The organism is Bdellovibrio sp. ArHS, from assembly GCF_000786105.1.
In the GTDB taxonomy this organism is placed as follows: Bacteria; Bdellovibrionota; Bdellovibrionia; order Bdellovibrionales; family Bdellovibrionaceae; genus Bdellovibrio.
The window spans coordinates 180,964-197,352 of record NZ_JTEV01000016.1; the positions used below are offsets into that span (position 1 = coordinate 180,964).

18 protein-coding genes are annotated in these 16,389 nt (G+C 46.0%); 7 read left to right on the forward strand and 11 right to left on the reverse strand.

Annotation, left to right across the window (positions count from 1 at the left end):
• Nucleotides 1–7 precede the first annotated feature (7 nt).
• Together OM95_RS09675 and OM95_RS09680 are read left to right on the forward strand one after the other, a co-directional pair.
• Entirely contained in the window at nt 8–469 is a 462-nt protein-coding gene (locus OM95_RS09675; protein WP_041873072.1) for a hypothetical protein, read from the forward strand.
• The gene (locus OM95_RS09680) at nt 459–851 is read left to right on the forward strand and encodes a group II truncated hemoglobin (RefSeq protein WP_041873073.1); all 393 of its coding nucleotides are present in this window, start codon (nt 459–461) and stop codon (nt 849–851) included. The genes OM95_RS09675 and OM95_RS09680 overlap by 11 nt, the downstream gene beginning before the upstream one ends.
• On the opposite strand, the gene OM95_RS17250 is transcribed toward OM95_RS09680, so the two are convergent.
• The 4 genes from OM95_RS17250 to OM95_RS09700 form a co-directional block, all read right to left on the reverse strand.
• Nucleotides 852–3,410: an ATP-binding protein gene (locus OM95_RS17250; RefSeq protein ID WP_291516023.1), complete on the reverse strand. Its 2,559-nt coding sequence runs from the start codon at nt 3,408–3,410 to the stop codon at nt 852–854.
• 117 nt (nt 3,411–3,527) lie between these two features.
• Nucleotides 3,528–4,280, reverse strand: a complete 753-nt coding sequence (locus tag OM95_RS09690) for a protein-glutamine glutaminase family protein (RefSeq protein WP_041873075.1) — start codon at nt 4,278–4,280, stop codon at nt 3,528–3,530.
• Between the two features lie 59 nt (nt 4,281–4,339).
• Complete coding sequence (locus OM95_RS09695) at nt 4,340–5,167, reverse strand: DUF6279 family lipoprotein (RefSeq protein ID WP_291516025.1); 828 nt, start codon at nt 5,165–5,167, stop codon at nt 4,340–4,342.
• A gap of 137 nt (nt 5,168–5,304) precedes the next feature.
• Nucleotides 5,305–5,694: a hypothetical protein gene (locus OM95_RS09700; protein WP_291516027.1), complete on the reverse strand. Its 390-nt coding sequence runs from the start codon at nt 5,692–5,694 to the stop codon at nt 5,305–5,307.
• A 427-nt stretch (nt 5,695–6,121) separates the two neighbouring features.
• Between OM95_RS09700 and OM95_RS09705 the strand changes: the two genes are divergently transcribed.
• Nucleotides 6,122–6,397: a KH domain-containing protein gene (locus tag OM95_RS09705; protein ID WP_041873076.1), complete on the forward strand. Its 276-nt coding sequence runs from the start codon at nt 6,122–6,124 to the stop codon at nt 6,395–6,397.
• Here OM95_RS09705 and gltS read toward each other — a convergent pair whose 3' ends face one another.
• The 4 genes from gltS to OM95_RS09725 form a co-directional block, all read right to left on the reverse strand.
• A complete protein-coding gene (gene gltS, locus OM95_RS09710) occupies nt 6,398–7,579 on the reverse strand; it encodes a sodium/glutamate symporter (protein ID WP_041873078.1) in 1,182 nt (393 codons plus the stop codon).
• A gap of 47 nt (nt 7,580–7,626) precedes the next feature.
• Entirely contained in the window at nt 7,627–8,367 is a 741-nt protein-coding gene (locus tag OM95_RS09715; protein ID WP_041873079.1) for a ZIP family metal transporter, read from the reverse strand.
• Nucleotides 8,368–8,393: 26 nt separating this feature from the next.
• On the reverse strand, nt 8,394–8,903 hold the full coding sequence (locus OM95_RS09720; protein ID WP_291516029.1) for a ferritin-like domain-containing protein: 510 nt from the start codon (nt 8,901–8,903) through the stop codon (nt 8,394–8,396).
• A 116-nt stretch (nt 8,904–9,019) separates the two neighbouring features.
• Complete coding sequence (locus OM95_RS09725) at nt 9,020–9,976, reverse strand: hydrogen peroxide-inducible genes activator (RefSeq protein ID WP_041873081.1); 957 nt, start codon at nt 9,974–9,976, stop codon at nt 9,020–9,022.
• A gap of 44 nt (nt 9,977–10,020) precedes the next feature.
• Between OM95_RS09725 and OM95_RS09730 the strand changes: the two genes are divergently transcribed.
• On the forward strand, nt 10,021–10,698 hold the full coding sequence (locus OM95_RS09730) for a protein-L-isoaspartate O-methyltransferase (RefSeq protein ID WP_041873082.1): 678 nt from the start codon (nt 10,021–10,023) through the stop codon (nt 10,696–10,698).
• A gap of 18 nt (nt 10,699–10,716) precedes the next feature.
• On the opposite strand, the gene OM95_RS09735 is transcribed toward OM95_RS09730, so the two are convergent.
• Nucleotides 10,717–11,034 carry a transcriptional regulator gene (locus OM95_RS09735; protein WP_291516031.1) on the reverse strand — a complete coding sequence of 106 codons (318 nt, stop codon included), beginning with the start codon at nt 11,032–11,034 and terminating at the stop codon, nt 10,717–10,719.
• 10 nt (nt 11,035–11,044) lie between these two features.
• On the reverse strand, nt 11,045–12,391 hold the full coding sequence (locus OM95_RS09740) for an OmpA family protein (RefSeq protein WP_041873083.1): 1,347 nt from the start codon (nt 12,389–12,391) through the stop codon (nt 11,045–11,047).
• Nucleotides 12,392–12,716: 325 nt separating this feature from the next.
• Here OM95_RS09740 and OM95_RS09745 point away from each other — a divergent pair, with 325 nt between their 5' ends.
• From OM95_RS09745 to OM95_RS09755, 3 genes are all read left to right on the forward strand, one after another.
• The gene (locus tag OM95_RS09745) at nt 12,717–13,691 is read left to right on the forward strand and encodes a hypothetical protein (RefSeq protein ID WP_041873084.1); all 975 of its coding nucleotides are present in this window, start codon (nt 12,717–12,719) and stop codon (nt 13,689–13,691) included.
• A gap of 91 nt (nt 13,692–13,782) precedes the next feature.
• A complete protein-coding gene (locus OM95_RS09750) occupies nt 13,783–14,241 on the forward strand; it encodes a hypothetical protein (RefSeq protein WP_041873086.1) in 459 nt (152 codons plus the stop codon).
• 452 nt (nt 14,242–14,693) lie between these two features.
• The gene (locus OM95_RS09755) at nt 14,694–15,536 is read left to right on the forward strand and encodes a helix-turn-helix domain-containing protein (protein ID WP_041873087.1); all 843 of its coding nucleotides are present in this window, start codon (nt 14,694–14,696) and stop codon (nt 15,534–15,536) included.
• A gap of 130 nt (nt 15,537–15,666) precedes the next feature.
• Here the strand turns inward: OM95_RS09755 and OM95_RS09760 are convergent, their stop codons facing one another.
• Nucleotides 15,667–16,371: a hypothetical protein gene (locus OM95_RS09760; protein ID WP_291516033.1), complete on the reverse strand. Its 705-nt coding sequence runs from the start codon at nt 16,369–16,371 to the stop codon at nt 15,667–15,669.
• Nucleotides 16,372–16,389: the final 18 nt, after the last annotated feature.

A 16,389-nucleotide genomic window follows, 5' to 3' on the forward strand; every position in this document is an offset into this window, starting at 1 on the left:
TAAAAGCATGTTGGAGACCATAGTTTACATTCTGATCCTCATAGCCTGCCTGCTTTTGATGTTCTTTAAGCCCGTCTCAAAATACACCTTGAGCTCGCAGTACGTCGATTACGGCCTTGGCACAGCGATACTCATCATTCTGTTTATCTATGTCCTTGCGACCTATATTTCACCGGCGATGATCGAAGAGGATTTGGCGAAAGAGCCTTGCGGTTCAGCGACCCCGCAAGGAGTTTGTTATAATTTAGATCACGGGCTTTGTGTTTCGTTATGGCAAAAAGCCCGTGGAGATTGTCAGATCGAAATGGCAGATCTGATAAAGAGTCGGCCCACAGGACTTCTAGGCCCGGGATTGAATCGGTGCAGTGCCAGAAAAATGGACAAGGCAATTCGCTTCAATCGTGCTAAAACAGAGACCGCCTATTGCAAGGCCTATTTTAAATATATCGAAGAAGTAAATGGACACTAGTAAAACACCGTACGAACTTTTAGGTGGCGAAGAGCCTCTTCGCAAAATCGTCAAACGCTTTTATCAAATCATGGACTCCGTGCCCGAGGCCCGTGGTGTGCGGGAAATGCATCCCGGTAACCTGCAAAGCTCTGAAGACAAGCTTTTTATGTTTTTAAGTGGTTGGTTGGGCGGTCCCAGTCTTTTCGTGGAAAAGTATGGGCATCCGCGCATGCGTGCACGGCATATGCCTTTTAAGATTGGCAAATCCGAGCGGGATCAATGGATGCTTTGTATGGTGCAGGCATTTGAAGACGAAAATGTTCCGGAGCCTTTGCGTTCAGAACTTCTTCACGCGCTGTTGCGTCTTGCGGATCATATGCGGAATCAGGAAGAGAAATAGTTAGTGATGCGCAAAATAACGTCCCACCAACTTACTGATGGAACGAATCAATTGTTTTGCCTCAACCGGTTTTGCTAGATGTTCGTCAAAGCCCATGTCTAACGCTTTTTTGTGATCTTCGTCGTGCGCATAAGCGGTCAGGCAAATCGCCTTCACGCCTCCCCCCATGTTAGTCGGCAAGCGACGGATCATTCCGATCAATTCATAACCGTCTTTATCAGGCATTCCCACATCACTGATGAGCACATGGGGTTTTAGTTTTATCAAAAGCTTAAAAGCTTCCGTGGCCGTGGATGTGATCGTAGGTTCCGCTCCGGACTTTTTTAGGATCGTTCGAATCAGCGCTTGCGCGTCGGGCTGGTCGTCGACGACTAAAATTCGCAAGCCTTTTAAAGGTGTGCGCAAAGAATTTAAGTGGAAAGGTTCTCGTGTCGTGGGCTCTTCGGGGATTTCCAGGACGGTGACAGGCAGGGTGATGGTGAAGGTCGCCCCCAGCCCCTTGCCATCACTGCTCGCTTGAATGGTTCCACCATGGGCTTCAACCAGGTTTTTTGTGATAGCCAGCCCCAGTCCTAAACCGCCAAACTTCCGTGTGGTGGAAGAGTCCTCTTGACGAAAGCGTTCGAAAACGTAGGGTAGAAATACAGGATCGATGCCTTTTCCGGAATCACGCACACTGACCACAATGTTGGAAGATTGTCGTTCTAGCTTAACCAGAACCTTGCCGTGATGTGATGTGAATTTGACCGCGTTTGAAAGAAGATTCCAGAGTATTTGTTGCAAACGTGTGGGATCACCAGTGACATAACATTTCGACGAACCGACATCTTCTTTCACCTCGATGTTTTTCGCACTTGCGGCAGGCAGGATGGATTCCACGGCTACTGCGACGATTTCGGACATATCAACCAATTCAAGATGCAGTTGCACGCGGCCGGTAATAAAGCGGGAAACATCCAGAATATCACTGACGATGTGGACCTGAGCTTTCGTATTTCTGTAGATCGCCTCAATCGATTTTTGCTTTTCACTTTCGCTAAGTTCTTCGCCGTAAAGAAGTTCACTGTGTCCTAAAATCACATTCATAGGGGTGCGCAATTCGTGCGATATAGTTGCCAGAAATTCATCTTTCAGGCGGTTTGCTGTCTGGGCTTGCTCATAGAGAATCTGCTTTTCTGCGATCTCTTTTTTCAACTGTGTATTGACGATTCCAAGTTCTTCGGTTCGCTGTTGGACTTTTATTTCCAGATCTTTTGAAAGGCGAGTCAAATCTTCCTCGGCCCAGGTTCTTAAGATGAAAAGACTTATGTGTTTGGAAATATCATCCAGACTGTTTAACAGATTTTGGTCGGTGTCGATCTTTTCGTCGTGCAGGAAACACAACGCGCCAATCACTTCGTTATTATCGATCAAGGGGCAATAAAGTAATGATTGAAAATTTGCGGACTGAACCAACTGCGCACGCGGATAGTCCGAGTTTTTCAGGGCTTTGACGATATGAAGTGGATGCGCAGCTCCTTCCGTCTGAGGAAACAACCCTTGGTCTTTTGGCAGAAAAAGGGGATGGCTAAGAGTCAGAAATTTTTCACGCAACTCCGAAGACAGGCAATAGTTATCAGTATAATAAAAATTCTGGCGCTTTTTGTCTGTGAGCCACAGTTCTGCCAAAGGCCAATTCACGCCGCGAACCAAAGTTTCCAGCAGGCGAGGCACGGCCGCTTTTAAAGACGACTCTTCGGCTAAAATTCGCGTAACCTGATATTGTAAAAAACTAAGTCGATCTTCCTGTTTCTTTTCGGTGATGTCGCGCAGAAAGGCCCCAAACATAAGATTTTCTTTTTGCCGAATGGGATAGACCGTCAGCTCGACAGAGATATCCTGATTCGATTTATGTTTTGTCGGCACTTCAATGCGTTTATTGAGGATGGGGCCTTCGCCTGTCAGTTGGAAACGCTTTAGCCCTTGTAAGTGCGCATTCCGATAGTCGTCGGGAATCAGCACCTCCGTCAAAGAACGTCCTAAGACCTCATCCCGGGTCCAGCCAAAAGTTTTTTCAGCCTGATTGTTCCACTCACGAATTTGACTATTGATGTCGATGGCAACGAACGCATCATTGGCCGAATTCAGGATGGCGCGCATACGTTCTTCAGAGCTTTGTAATTCTTCTTCTCTCAATCGTCTTTGTGTAAGTTCTCTTTGCAAATGAGCCTCGGAACGGGCTTTTAATAAACCAACAGCAATACTTACGATCGGCAGAGTGAGGCCCCAGTTGACGAGTCTCTTATGGGTGTCGGCCGCTAAATCAATGATTGGAGGGCTTAGGTAAGTCAGATGATAAGCGATATAAAGCCAAGACAATAAGCTGGTAATAATCCCTGGTTTGAATCCACCATAATAGCAAGATAAAATCACACCGAGTACCAGGAAGGGTGCAGGATTGGGAATTTCCCACGAGGTGTACTGGGTGAGGTGCATTAAACCGGCAATCAGTGCGACCCAAAGAGGACCGATAAGAAAGAACCCGATACGTTTCGTTTTTTCTGCAAGTTTTATTTTCATGGAAGCCTCTAAGCCTCTTCTGGCTTAAATATCTGACGGAACAGCAGGCTTCAGTAGGAAAAAATGAAGTATTAATTATTATTCATTTAAACAAGATTCTGATTTGTTGATTGGCAGCTAGTATCCCATGCGCTCCAGGTCTCGTTCCATTTGAAAGAGATACAGATTCTCACCCTCGGGATCTTTTGCATACTCTTTATATTCTTTCAGTCTTTCCTGATTTTCCCGATTCGAGTTTTCATCATTGAAGGGGCGAACATAGCGGCCCGCCTTATCGTACTGCTCGGCGACGGTCGCATCCATCTGAACGGGCATTTGTGGCTCGTGACGGGTCATATGCTTTTTCCACTCGCTTAAGGGCACCGCTTTTTTTTCTATCGAAGGATCAAGAATGTACGGGACTTCTTTTCCTTGAACTCGCACCATGATTAAGGGTGCGACATGAAACTTCCAGCGTCGGATGTCTTTGCCATTGGGATGCGGGATCTCAAGACGGGGGGATTTGTTTTCATCGACCGAAGCAAACATCTTTAAAGGACGAATGCCTTTTAAAAGCATCAGCCGGGACATTTCATGGGCACGCTCTTCGCAGCCCGCTATCGCGAACTCAAAAGGAATCTCGGTATGAGACTGCATATCTTTAAAAAGAGCCTGCGCCTCCGCCTCAGACAGTGAAGTGACCTCTTTCCCATCGTACTTCGTCGTCTGAGCCGTTCGTGGCGCTAAAGGTTCATGAGTACAGGGGGGCGTCTTTGCATCCTGAAGATGTTGTAAAGTTTTATCCAGGCCATTTACGAACGAATGAAGGTTTTCTTGCCCCCAGGCCAGACTAAAACTCAACGTGATAAGAAAAACGAGCACCATTTTCATAGCTCTTTCTTATCGGCGTATCCGTCTGGAATATTCACAGGTCGTTTAAGGAACTGGACCTAGGAGCGGCCGCGAATTTTCTCAAGTTGTGCCACTTTTTCCAGAAGGTTGTCACAGAGTTCCCGTTTTTGATTTTTATTTAAGGTCTTCAGGACGGCCGTCAGCAGATTTTTAAGATTCACTTGATAGGTGTGCACCGCCTGATTGTATTCAGGTAGATTGAAACTTTCGGGCTTTTCGGAAAACTTGGCGACAAATTCTTTTAGCCCGTCGGGATGCTGACGTTTTTCAACAAAGACCTGATAGATATGTTTTCGATTCTTAATCTTTAATTCGGCAGGGTAAGGGGATTCCCGCAGATGTTTTTCAATAAGATGTGTTTGTTCTTCGGTTAAATCTCCAAGAAACATTTCAAAATACTTGAAGTAGCGTTTTTTCTGTTTTTTTTCATAGTGCGAAGAAGAGATCTCTTTCAGATCGTCTTCATTTTTTTCATTAAAAGCCTTTGCGAAGTAGGTCCATTGGTCGTTCTTGGTCGTGCCAATGAAGTCCACAGCCGTTCTGGAAAAGTGCGCTGTGAAGTGTTCAAAGCTGGAAGTCACCATTTCGAAAGTCCGCTGGATTTTTTCCTGACTAAGAGAATCACTGGCGACATCTCGTTCCAAATCTTTGGCGCTCTTGATCCACTGGGGTAGAACGTCTTGTTTTATTTTCTTAAAATCGCTTTGTAATGATTTTTTCAGACTTTTGCTTTGCTCAGAAGAGATGTCGAAGTAGTCATCCACTTTCGCGGCAATAAAGGTGTCGGCCCAGTTCACGGCGATATCGAGGCGGGCACACGCGGATGCAAAAAAAGCGCACAGAGCCAATAAGGCGATTGGTTTCATTCAGTTGTTCAGTTTGCGAGTTCGTCAGTTGCAGCCGTATTCGGGGAAGGACTCGGATTTGGGACTCCTTCCACTTAGAATAGCAAAGACGATGACGAAAGGGGGGCCAAAGATGAAACCCCGACAACAGGCTGGGCCTAGCGGCAGGATTCACTATTCCATTTTTTCAATTCCGCTGCCGTGGACTCGGAGGCGTCAAAATAACGGGCTTCTTCCAAAGCCCAGACAAAGTCCTGAACATAGTTGTTGTAGCGGTTGACGTAGTGAAGACCGTCGCAAATACCCTCCAGGCCTTTGTCGCTAACATACCAGTCTTCATGAGTGCCGACGACGATGGTTTGCTGTTGGCGTAAATCCTGGCACTTGTATTCACAGGTCCATTTGCGTTTTGTGCCATACCAGGTTTTTTTATAATAGATGTATTTCTTGGAGTAAGGATCGGCTATGCAGTTACAGGCCAGCGCGCTCGAGCTAAAGACTTGAAAACTTGTGATCAGAGCTAAAAGAAGTAAGAACCAGCGGCGCATAAAAGGACCTCCGAAAACTTCTGCAGCAAACATTGTTCCCTCGGTAAAACGTATTAGGGGATTCTGACTGTCACTTTATTAGACAGGGTCCCAATTAGGGCTTCAAACGCCCAAGGTTGAAAGAGCTAGGTGACGAACAAAGTATTTTTATAAGACGAGCTTTTTTAAATATCTCCGTCTGCGAAGAAACTGAATTTTAACAGCTATCATAGGACTTATTCGTGTTTTTCAGAATCTCTGTGAGCACAAAAAGAACTCTAGCCATAGCGAGTCGGCAAGGGAACCTTTGGTGTTAACACTTTGCGGAGTATCCCCCAGTATATGTTATATTGGTGGAACACTAAGTGGACTGGATAACCACGAGATCATTGCTCGCGATCTCGTGCATTTGCATGATGGTGTAGGGTGCGAGTGGAGGAAATATTTCGTGTTAACGGATACGACAATACAGGAAAATGCAATTAGGGAGCGACTGGCTAAAGTACTTCAAAGTGTTATTCAGGAAATGACATCTTGCCAAGATAACATCGAAGTCACGTTCAATGCGGGCGAAAAAACGACGATTTACAAAGTGATTTTGCCGCAGGAATTTCGGGGAAAATTAATCGGCTCGCAGGGGAAAAACATTACGGCTCTTCGTAACATCATCGGCGCGATGGCGGGAAATCATGGATTCCGCGCCATCATCGAACTGGTTGTCTGATTAGCTTAAATAATTAATACAAAAAGTAATCAACGCGGCATTGATGAAATCAATGAAGCACGAACCGACCAGAGGCACGACAAGAAAGGCCTTTGGCGCGGGACCATATTTGTGCGCCAAAGAAGACATGTTGGCCATAGCATTTGCGGATGTGCCCATCATAAAACCGACATAACCTGCGCTGATGATGGCCCCTTCATAATCTTTTCCCGCAACCCAAAATGCCGGTCCGATGGCGGTAAGAGCGACGAGAACCACTTGTAGAGTTAAGAAGATCAATATCGGTAAAGCGGCATGGCGAAGTTCATCAAGTTTCAACGACATGATAGCGGTCGCGATAAAAAGTGTCAAAGAGACAGCTCCAATCTCTTCAATCCACTCGGCTTTAATTTTAAAAACGGGTTTAATATCTTCAATATTTCTGAACAAGGCGGCAATGAGCATAGAGCCAATGTAAATAGGTAGAGTGATTCCCAGGCTATTGATCCATGAACTTAATGTCGTGCCAAATCCCATAATTAAAGCGATGGCAAGAAAGTGATAAAGAAGGTCGCTTCCGATACGTGCTTGAATCACCGGTGCGTCGCTAGAGGCATCTACTTCACTTCCCAGGCTCGCTTTAAGACGCCGTTTATTAATTAGATGAGTGGCTAAAGGGGTGCCGACCAAACCTCCTAAAAGAATTCCCCCCATGGCTGTGGTAAGGCCGATCGCCGAGGCACCTTGTACTCCTGCGGCTTCAAAAAGAGGTCCGAAAGCCAGGGATGTTCCAGGTCCTCCCGTAAGTGAAACTGCGCCCGTTAAAACTCCCATGAGTGGATGAAGACCCATGGCTTTGGCGGCGCCTATTCCGGCAAGAATCTGCAGAATAAGACCTCCGACTGTTAAAGCCAGAAAAAATACCACCGTTCTTCCGCCTTCCTTTAGAAGCTTTAAAGAAGCCGAGTAACCGATGGATGCAAAAAAAGCGATCATCAGGGTTTCTTCAAATGTCTTGGTAAAGCGAATTTCAAAAAGACCATGACTTTTTAAAATAGCGAGAACAAGGGCCACAACAAAGCCGCCGATGACGGGTGACGGAAGATTGTATTTTTCGATGAAGTGGATCTTCTTTTTTAAGAAGCGACCAAAATAAACAACCAATGCTGAAAAGGCGAGAGTTTGTAGTGCTGTAAGTTCCATCTTTATAGCCTAAGCGGAACCCCAGCACTGTGTCTTGGTCGGTTGCGTTAAGTGACGATCCAGTTCATTAAAATAACCGACATCGCTCCTAAAACAAATTCTTTCTGCATTAGGTAGCGCATTTTCGTTTCCTTCAACTTGGCGAAAATTTCTTCCAGAGTCACACTGATCATAGCGCCCCCAGCAAAGGCCAAGATGTAGGGCAGGCTGGCATTTGTCATGGATGCAAAAACACCACCAGCAGCGCCACCTAAAATTTCCATCACGCCAGTCATGGCAGCTCCCATAAATGCGGCTCGACGGGATAGGCCGATAGAAAGAAAGGCCGCTGCCGTGGCCAGTCCTTCCGGAAAATTTTGAAACACGATTGCCCCCACAACTGTCCAGCCATTAGCATGGGAAAGACTGTCGGCGCTGAGTGCGGCTCCAGAGGCCAGTCCCTCCGGCAAATTGTGCAGCATCATCGCCGTGACAAAGAGCCATGCCCGACGGTGCAGAGAATATTGGGCGGGGCTAAAGCTATGAATGAAATGACTGATTCCATAGATGGAGACCACTCCCAAGAGCAATGCCAAGGAAACTCCAAAGGCTCCCGATGCGGAAGTATAAGCGGGCCCGATCAAATTAAAGGCAGCGGCCGCCAACATCATGCCGATAGCGAAGTCCAGATTCAAGCTGCGCCAAGGATTCCATGATTTAGTTTCTTTCTGCAAAATCGGCAGGGCCCCCAGCATGGTGGAACCACCGGTGATAATTCCTGCCGCTAAACCTAACAAAGCACTGCCCATAAAAGCCCCTCTGGCAAATTTTTAAACTACGACCTATGACTGCGAATCATCCAAGCCGCTTTTTCGTGAAAGCCGATAAGATCTTCGTACAAAGTCACCGCACTTGTTTCTTCCGCATCTTCGGCAACTTCAAGCCGAGACTTCAGAGCAATCGCCATGTTCGTGTGGTCCTGGCTAAGAACATCTATCATTTGATTGGCGTTCATCTTGTCTGAGGCTTCTTGAATAGAAGAAAACTCTTTAAATTCTTTGAAAGACCCCGGCGCCCGAGCCTTCAGAGCTCTGACCACTTCGGCCGTGCGATCGACGAATTCGGCGAGTTCATTGTATTGCTCTTCAAAAAGTTTATGCAAAGAGAAGAATAAGGGCCCTTCGACATTCCAATGGCAGTTTTGTGTTTTCAGATAAAGAAAGTATTCGTCAGAAAGAGTTTTTTTCAGAGTTTCCACGACACTCTCCGTACCTGCCTCTTCCTGGCCCACCGGTTGCAGCTTTCGGGTAAGTTCTTTTGATGAATGGGCTGATTGTGATCTCATAAAGGATTCCTCCTGTATAGTAATAGGATAGAAAAAGGTGAGAATTTTAAACAGTTCTCTTTTTCTATAGGCCCTATAGGAAAAATCTATATGTCATCTGTCACCATAGATGAAAGCTATTTGAGACTGCCTAGCGGATTGTCCACTTTTAATTGGTTTTTAGATCGAACCGAGCTCAATCCTTCGGGCAGGTTTTTCTTTATGTTTTCAATAAGCGCTTTGAGTAAAGCTTTTCTTTGAAAATGGGGTCCATGAATGAGACTGACTTCCCGGGTTGGAACCGGGTCTGAAAAATTTCTTAAACGCTTTTTATCCTGCACATCCAAGGTCGCAAGCCAAGGAAGCAGGGTGAAGTTTTCGCCTTGATCGACAAGCTTTTTTAAGGTTTCCAGACTGCCACTTTCAAATGTGAAAGTCCGGTCCGCAGAAATGAGCTGTTTTTTATTGCGACAAAGGGCAAGGCTTTGTTCTCTGAAACAATGACCTTCGTTCAGCAAAAGCACGTCATCAATAGAAAGATCTTTTTCGTCGATGGTCTTTTTGGCCAACAGAGGGTGACCCTTGGCGAAGTAGGCGCTGAAAGGTTCGTAAAATAAAACATGGTTGGCGATATTCAAATCGTCAATCGGAGTCACGACAATGCCTAAATCCAGACTGTGATTGCGAATTCGCTCGACCATGTTCTCGGTCTGGATTTCTTCAAAAGTCAGATGCAGATTTTTATAAAGATCTTTCATCTGTTTGAGAAACAAGGGAAGCAGGTAGGGAGCGAGAGTCGGAATGATGCCAATACGCAACTCGCCTTTTAAAGACCCCTTGGCATCATCAACGATTTCTTTCAGGTGTTGGGCATCGCGCACCACCAGGCGTGCTTGAAGAATAATTTCCTCGCCAATCGAGGTGGCTTTAATAGGTTGTTTGGTGCGGTCGAAAAGAACCACGCCCAGTTCGTCTTCCAGTTTTTGAATCTGCATGCTCAACGTCGGCTGCGTCACGTGACATTGGCGGGCAGCGTGGCTAAAGCTTCCAGTATCGGCGACGGCAAGAATGTATTCGAGTTGAGTCAGTGTCATGATACAAGCTTGTTCCTTCGCCAAAAACATTGCAAGCTTAATCAATGTCTACACGAATCGAGCAGTATCAAAAGCGTGTTCTGGATAAAGCTCTTCCCCTCTCGGAAAAGGTGGTAGAGGCTTTTTATCGGTACCCTCGTCATCTTTGTGTTCCTGAATACACGATGGCCGAAGCATACTCAGATCATCCTCTTCTTTTGTGGAACAAACCTCCCTATATATCGACAATTTCACAGCCAAGCTTTGTTTTAAAGATTTTGGACCTTTTGCAAATTCACCACGGGCACCGTGTTTTTGAATTAGGCTCAGGAAGCGGCTGGAACACAGCCTTGATGGCTTATTTAGTTGGCGAGTCTGGGAAAGTCATTTCAGTCGAAGTTATTCCCGAGCTTGCCATTCGCGCACAAAAATACTTGGAAAAAAATAGGATCTTTAATGCTCTGGTTAAGTTGGGGGATGGGTTTGAGGGCGATACCTCAGAGGCACCCTTTGACCGAATCATCTTTACGGCGGGAGCAAATGAATTTCCCGAAAAGCTTTTCGATCAGTTGAAGATTGGAGGGCTGATGATTTTTGTTCGTGAAAACGATCTTGGCTATGACTTTTTAGAGCTGATTGAAAAGCAGGGCAATGGCATGCCGTTGGTCTTACGGACGATTCCTTGTTCCTTTGTGTCAGTGATTCGTAAAAGTGCAGGGGATGCGGACACACCCCCTGCGTAGGTGAGCAGGACCCGGCCACTAGGCTAAAAAATCGTCTTTCGGTTTGCGATCCCGATTCGCCGGCTTTTTAGGCTTTAATTCTAGGACTCTCTCTTTCTTTTCCTTTTCGATATTTGCTGGACGCTCTTCGGGTTCATCGTAAAGGTGATAGTGAGAGGCTATTTCTGCGAATTTTTCACTCGCTTCATCCATGGCCAGACCCACCTTTTTTTCCAGTAGATCGACGATGGACTGCGCATCTCCACGAGTGTTCTCAAGGTCTCGTTCCTTGAGTTCATGCCATTTTTCCATGAGCTCTCTTTTCAGTTCGGTCCATCCTGGAAGGTGTGTTGCCATATGTACCTCCTTACTCAATGACAAGGTCAATGCGTCGGTTTTGCGCTCGGCCCTGTGGCGTGGTGTTGTCACTGATTGGTTTTTCAGGTCCAACCCCTACAGCATCAACTTTTTCTTCGGCTATGGCGCCGTTAACCACGAGGTATTTTTCCACGGCGGCAGCCCTCTTCTCTGCAAGCTCTTTGTTCTTTTCCCAGGAACCCGTTGAATCCGTATGTCCTTCAATTGTCACTTTGTTGGCGTCGATCTCCGAAAGCGCGGTGTCCACTTTCTTTAATAACGCCTGGCTTTTAGGATTCAGTGTCGATTTGTTCGATGCAAATTGCAGCCCTTTCAGACGAACCATGACTTTGCCGTTTTCCACGTACACTTCCGCTTCATTAGGCTTAAACTGGCTGCGAAGTTTGTCAGCTTTTTCGGTTACTATCTGAGTCTTTTCAAGTTCGGCTTGGCGTCCAACAAGAGCGACCCGCTCTTGTTCGGATTGGCTGAGTTGATGTTGCGACTGTTGCAATTCTTGTTCTGTCGAAGAGTATTCGTTACGAAGACTCGAAATTGTTCTTTGTTGTCGTTCAGACAAAAGAACCAGGTCCTCGGTGTTTCCGGCATTCACTTTGCGGGTCACTTCCAGTAGGTGAATAGATTCGCGGGTGGCATCCTCCGAGGCTCTGCGGATTGCTTCACTATTGCGTGGATCCGAGTGAATTAATTTGTCGGCATTTTCAAATTTCATTTCAGCTAAGCTGTAGGTTCTGGGGGCACGCTTGTCGGCGCCGTCTTTTTTAGCCGCTTTGATATTGTCCTCTGCTTTTTCCAAGTGTGATTTTTTTACCGATTGAATTTCCAAATCGCGATAGTAGGCCGTCAACTCTTCACCCTTTTTGTCTGCGGGTTTCAGATTTCCTTTTTCAATGGATTTGGTGATATCTTCTAATTGTTTGTCGGCCTTTTTCCAGTCTTTTTCAAACATCTGAGGAGCCCCGGCGCGAAGGGCCCCGGCGCGGGCATCGGTGATGTCCTTCATGGAAGTTTGGGCAAGTTCTGCTTTAGCATTGGCCTGATCAAGCCACGCTCGGGAATAGGAAACTTGCTTTAAAATATCCTCATTGGATTTATTTTTTGCTTTCTTCTCTTTGGCTTTATGTAAAGCCTTTTGTGCATCCGCATAATTTTCAGGTGAAAGTGCGTCGACCTGTCGATCTTGCGCCTCTTTTAAAAGCTGATCGGTTTTTTCAATTTCCGTGGTGGGGTTTGCACTGCTCGGGATTGAAGTGACATTAGGGGGCGTTGTTGCGCAGCCCGCAGCTGCCAGAGTTAAAACCAGAGCCGCGAAGTATTTAGAAATACGCGATCTCATATGCATCTCCTTTTACGGCTGGCGAAGGCACACAAGGGTGACGCTGCCAGGCTGGGGGTTCTTATTTAAGGCTAAACCGAATGTCTGAGACGTGCCTGCTGTTTAATAGCAAGGATGCGGATAATTGGCGGGGGACTTCGTGAAGGGTTTGCAATGTTTGAACGCAATAAGATGTGTTAAGAAATTGGACAACGTTGTTTAAAGAGGCGCTAATTTGGCGGAATTCAACAACAATTTTAAGACTCATTCGTCGCTGGTTTCGCCGGTCACTCGAGTGATACATCATATTCCATCATGTTTCATGAAAATCTATCAAAGGAAGTATATGAAGAATTTAATTTGTTCTGTCGGGTTATTAGGATTTGTGGGCTTCGGATCAGTAGCGCAGGCGACGACGCCACTTGTGCAGTCGGGTGACGAAATTTTTTATAGAAATGAGATTTCGAAGGTCACTCACGTTGATCAAAAAGGACGCGTATTTATCTCTAGGGAAAGTGACGCTATTGACGCCGATAAGGCATACAAGATGGTGTCGAGTTGCGGTGTGCTGCAAACCGGTGGGACCGGAAAGCTGGTCATTAACGGGATATTTTTCAATATGACCAATATCCGCGCAATGCAATCTCTGGCGAATCCGACAGACTGCCGGGGAACAGCCGTTGCAGAAGATGCCTCTGCGCAATCGTTAGTACATTCGTTTTCTGCGGACGATGTTATCATTGATAGCTCTTTGACGACAAACTACGCAGGTGTCGCCGTGGGAGAGACGGGCTACTGCGCTAATACAAAACTTGGCACTATCAAGGGACAGGTCGCAGCCATTTATAAAACGAATTGGCTGATTCTAGAAAATGTTGAACATACGGTACAAGGACTGTCAGTGGCCTGCCGTCTCGCGGATTACTTCACATCAGTCAGGGCCATTGACGTGACTGACAGCAGAAATTCGATTCTTCTAAAGGACAAAAATGGAAATTCTTTGTTACGGATTCCTTACGCCAGCGTCATTTCTCAGGGGAAATTGAAATATCGATTGCGACTGGGAAAATCAGATGTTTTGGTCGATGCCGACCAGGTTCTGAATATGGAACAAGTCAAAAAGATGAGCAAAACGAATGTCCCAGGTTTTGAACAGGGCAAAAAAGTTCTTTTTTCATCGGAAAATGGTGGCATTCGCCGGGGGCTGGTAGTGAGCGCAGACGCGCAAACTAAAATTGTCTTTGTCGAAGTGACAGAGCGCCGAGACCCTGAATTTGGAAGGATTCTTCCGAAGTTCATGTCTTCGCTGGCATTTGAATAATAGAACTTCGCAAGGTGGGCCCCGTGCCTACCTTGCTGATTTTTAAAAGATTCGTAACTGAGAAAATAATCAAAAAGTAAAAGGACTTATCATGTTAAAAAAAATGGCTTTATTAGGTCTGTTTCTTTTCGTCTCTCATGGCGCCCGAGCCGAAGACAGTGTGGTTGTTTCAGACCGTACAGTGCATCTGGTGATCGATACAGAAAAGACGGAGCATTATTTTGAAGACAGTCATGGCCATCGCTGGGTAACGAAAATTTTTCTTCCAGAATTACAGTCCCAGTTGATCTTCGACCATCGCCGGACCGGAGAGAAAGAGGGGAATCTGAAAAGCACAAAAGTGCGAGAGCCTAAAGAACTGTTCAATGAGCAGCCCGCTGACGGCAAGTATCCTGTGCGAATCATGCTCACGAAAAGCACATGGTACGATATGAATAAAAAATCGTATTATGTTTTTTTAGAGGAAAAAGTGGAGGTTAAGGTTGGTGGATATTTGTTTGAGAGTTCCGCCAAACGACAAGTAGCGGAAATCCCAAAACGGGTTCCTTAAACTGTTGATGGCAAAGAGTTGCTCAACTCTTTGCCATTATGCCTATTCATTGTCCTTATTGTCACCAAACCAACTTTTCCGCACTGAATCCTGGGACGTCATCGTTTCCTACGGGTCAGAAAATCTGACAATTCCCCATCATCAATGCTTTCGTTGCGAACCCTGCAAGAAGCTGTTTTCGTTAGCGACCTTAATATGACCTCATGGCCAGCGGAGCGGCACCTCCCTGCGAAGCGCGGCCTTTTAATAAAGATCAATCCTAAGACGTCTGGAGGGAGACGTGGACCTACCGGCTAGCGACGATTAAATCCTGACACCTGATAGAAAAAAACCTCTAAATAACCAAAATCACACATGAATTCTCAGTATAAATAGTCGGTAGAAGACTTTTTGCCTTTTTGTAATTCTCCTTCTCGAAGTTCACTTTCCATTACAATTTGAAGGAGATTTACATGCTACCGAATAACGATCACACCCCAACGGATCTTCTTGGGGCGTCAGAAGCCCGGACATTTTTAAAAATCGCGCTTGAGATTCGCTATAGAAAAAGAGGTCGCATCAACCTTGCGGATTTTTCAAGACGTGCTGGCTTTTCTTCACGCAGTTTTATTTCTGAATATCTTTCGGGCAAGAAAGGACTTTCTCGAGAAAGCCTGAACCAACTGAAAGCCACCTTAAAATTGCCAAAACACTATAAGGATCTTTTCACTCTTTTAGCGTACCGAGATCAACCTGAGCTTATAAACCAGAAGTTCACGCCGGAAGAACTCGAAAAGAAAATCGCTGCGATCAAGAGTTCGATTGTGCGTCAGACAGAAATCTTAGAGAGAATTCAAAACCCCGAGCGTTTGATTTCTTCACCCATCCTCTTTCGCGTCTTTGCCGCTTTGGGCACGGAAGAACAGGGCGCAACTCTACAAGACATAGCGACAAGAACAAAACTGACGCCAGGAAATGCGGCGGAATACTTGCAAGTTCTCATGCAGGAGGGAGTGGTGGTGTTTCAAGACGATCGCTATTTCTCTCCGTCAATGCAAATGGACTTCTTAAGAAGGTCCACGCCGACTAGCTTAGCCGATCTTTTAAAGGCCCTCTGCTCGCAAATGCTGACGGATGCTGAAGACATTCCCCAGGATCCAAAAAACTCTTTGTTCTACACGGCCTTTTCAATTCAATCCCACCAGTTGCCGGAGTTTAAGGAGAGGTTGCGTGAAGCTATTTCGGGAGTTTTGGATCAGTATCAGGATGGGCAGGGGGATTGTATTCACGAGCTCTTCCTTTGTACGAAAAGCTAAAAAGCTGGTCCCTTTCACTGTTGATGAAAGCCCTTTGTTTCACAGAGGGCTTTTTTATTTCCCGATTCCTTCTATTTGGCTGGCTTGTGAATCAAAAATAGAACAAACCAGCCTTTTATTTTAAGTATATTTAGAACGCGTAACCGACGCGGACAAGGGCATGGGGAAGAACTTGTTCGCCAAGCTTCTCTGCGATATCCACGACATCCTGCTTGTTCTTGATATATTCAGGATCATTGATGACTACAGGATCCGTCGTACCGTCTTCGACATCCACTTTTTTGGAAATAGGAATCTGAGCGCCCAATTCGACGCCGAAATTAAGCCCCGAATTGAATTGCCAGAACCAACCCACCTTCGGCGTAACGAAAGTGTTGCCAATTTTTACTTTGGGTGTGACAGATTGTCCGCTGTAAGACGCGGTCTTTTTGGCTTCTACACCTTGTGTTCCCACAGCGCCGGCAATATAAAAGGAGCTTGTGAACGGGTGATAGCGACCTTCTAGGGCAAAACTGCCTAAACTGATCTCTTCTTTGTCGTTTTCTTCATCTTTCGGCTTGTAAGAAAAACCACCCACATCCAAAGCGACCGCCCAGGTTTTTGATTGATCTAAAAACTCGACGCCGAAGTTCAAAACATGGGGCAGACCCAATCCACCATAAACACCCCAAAGGTTGCGTGGCCACTGGCTGTGATCAGAAGGAGGTGCCTCTGGCGTCATTTCCGGAGCGGCGGCTTCAGGCTCACTCGAAGTGGGTGTGGTTGTCTCTGGCTTTGTCTCTTGCGCGAAAGCAGAGGTGGTTATTAAAAGGGCTGTCATTGTTGAAATAAGCATTTTGTTTAGCATAGGACT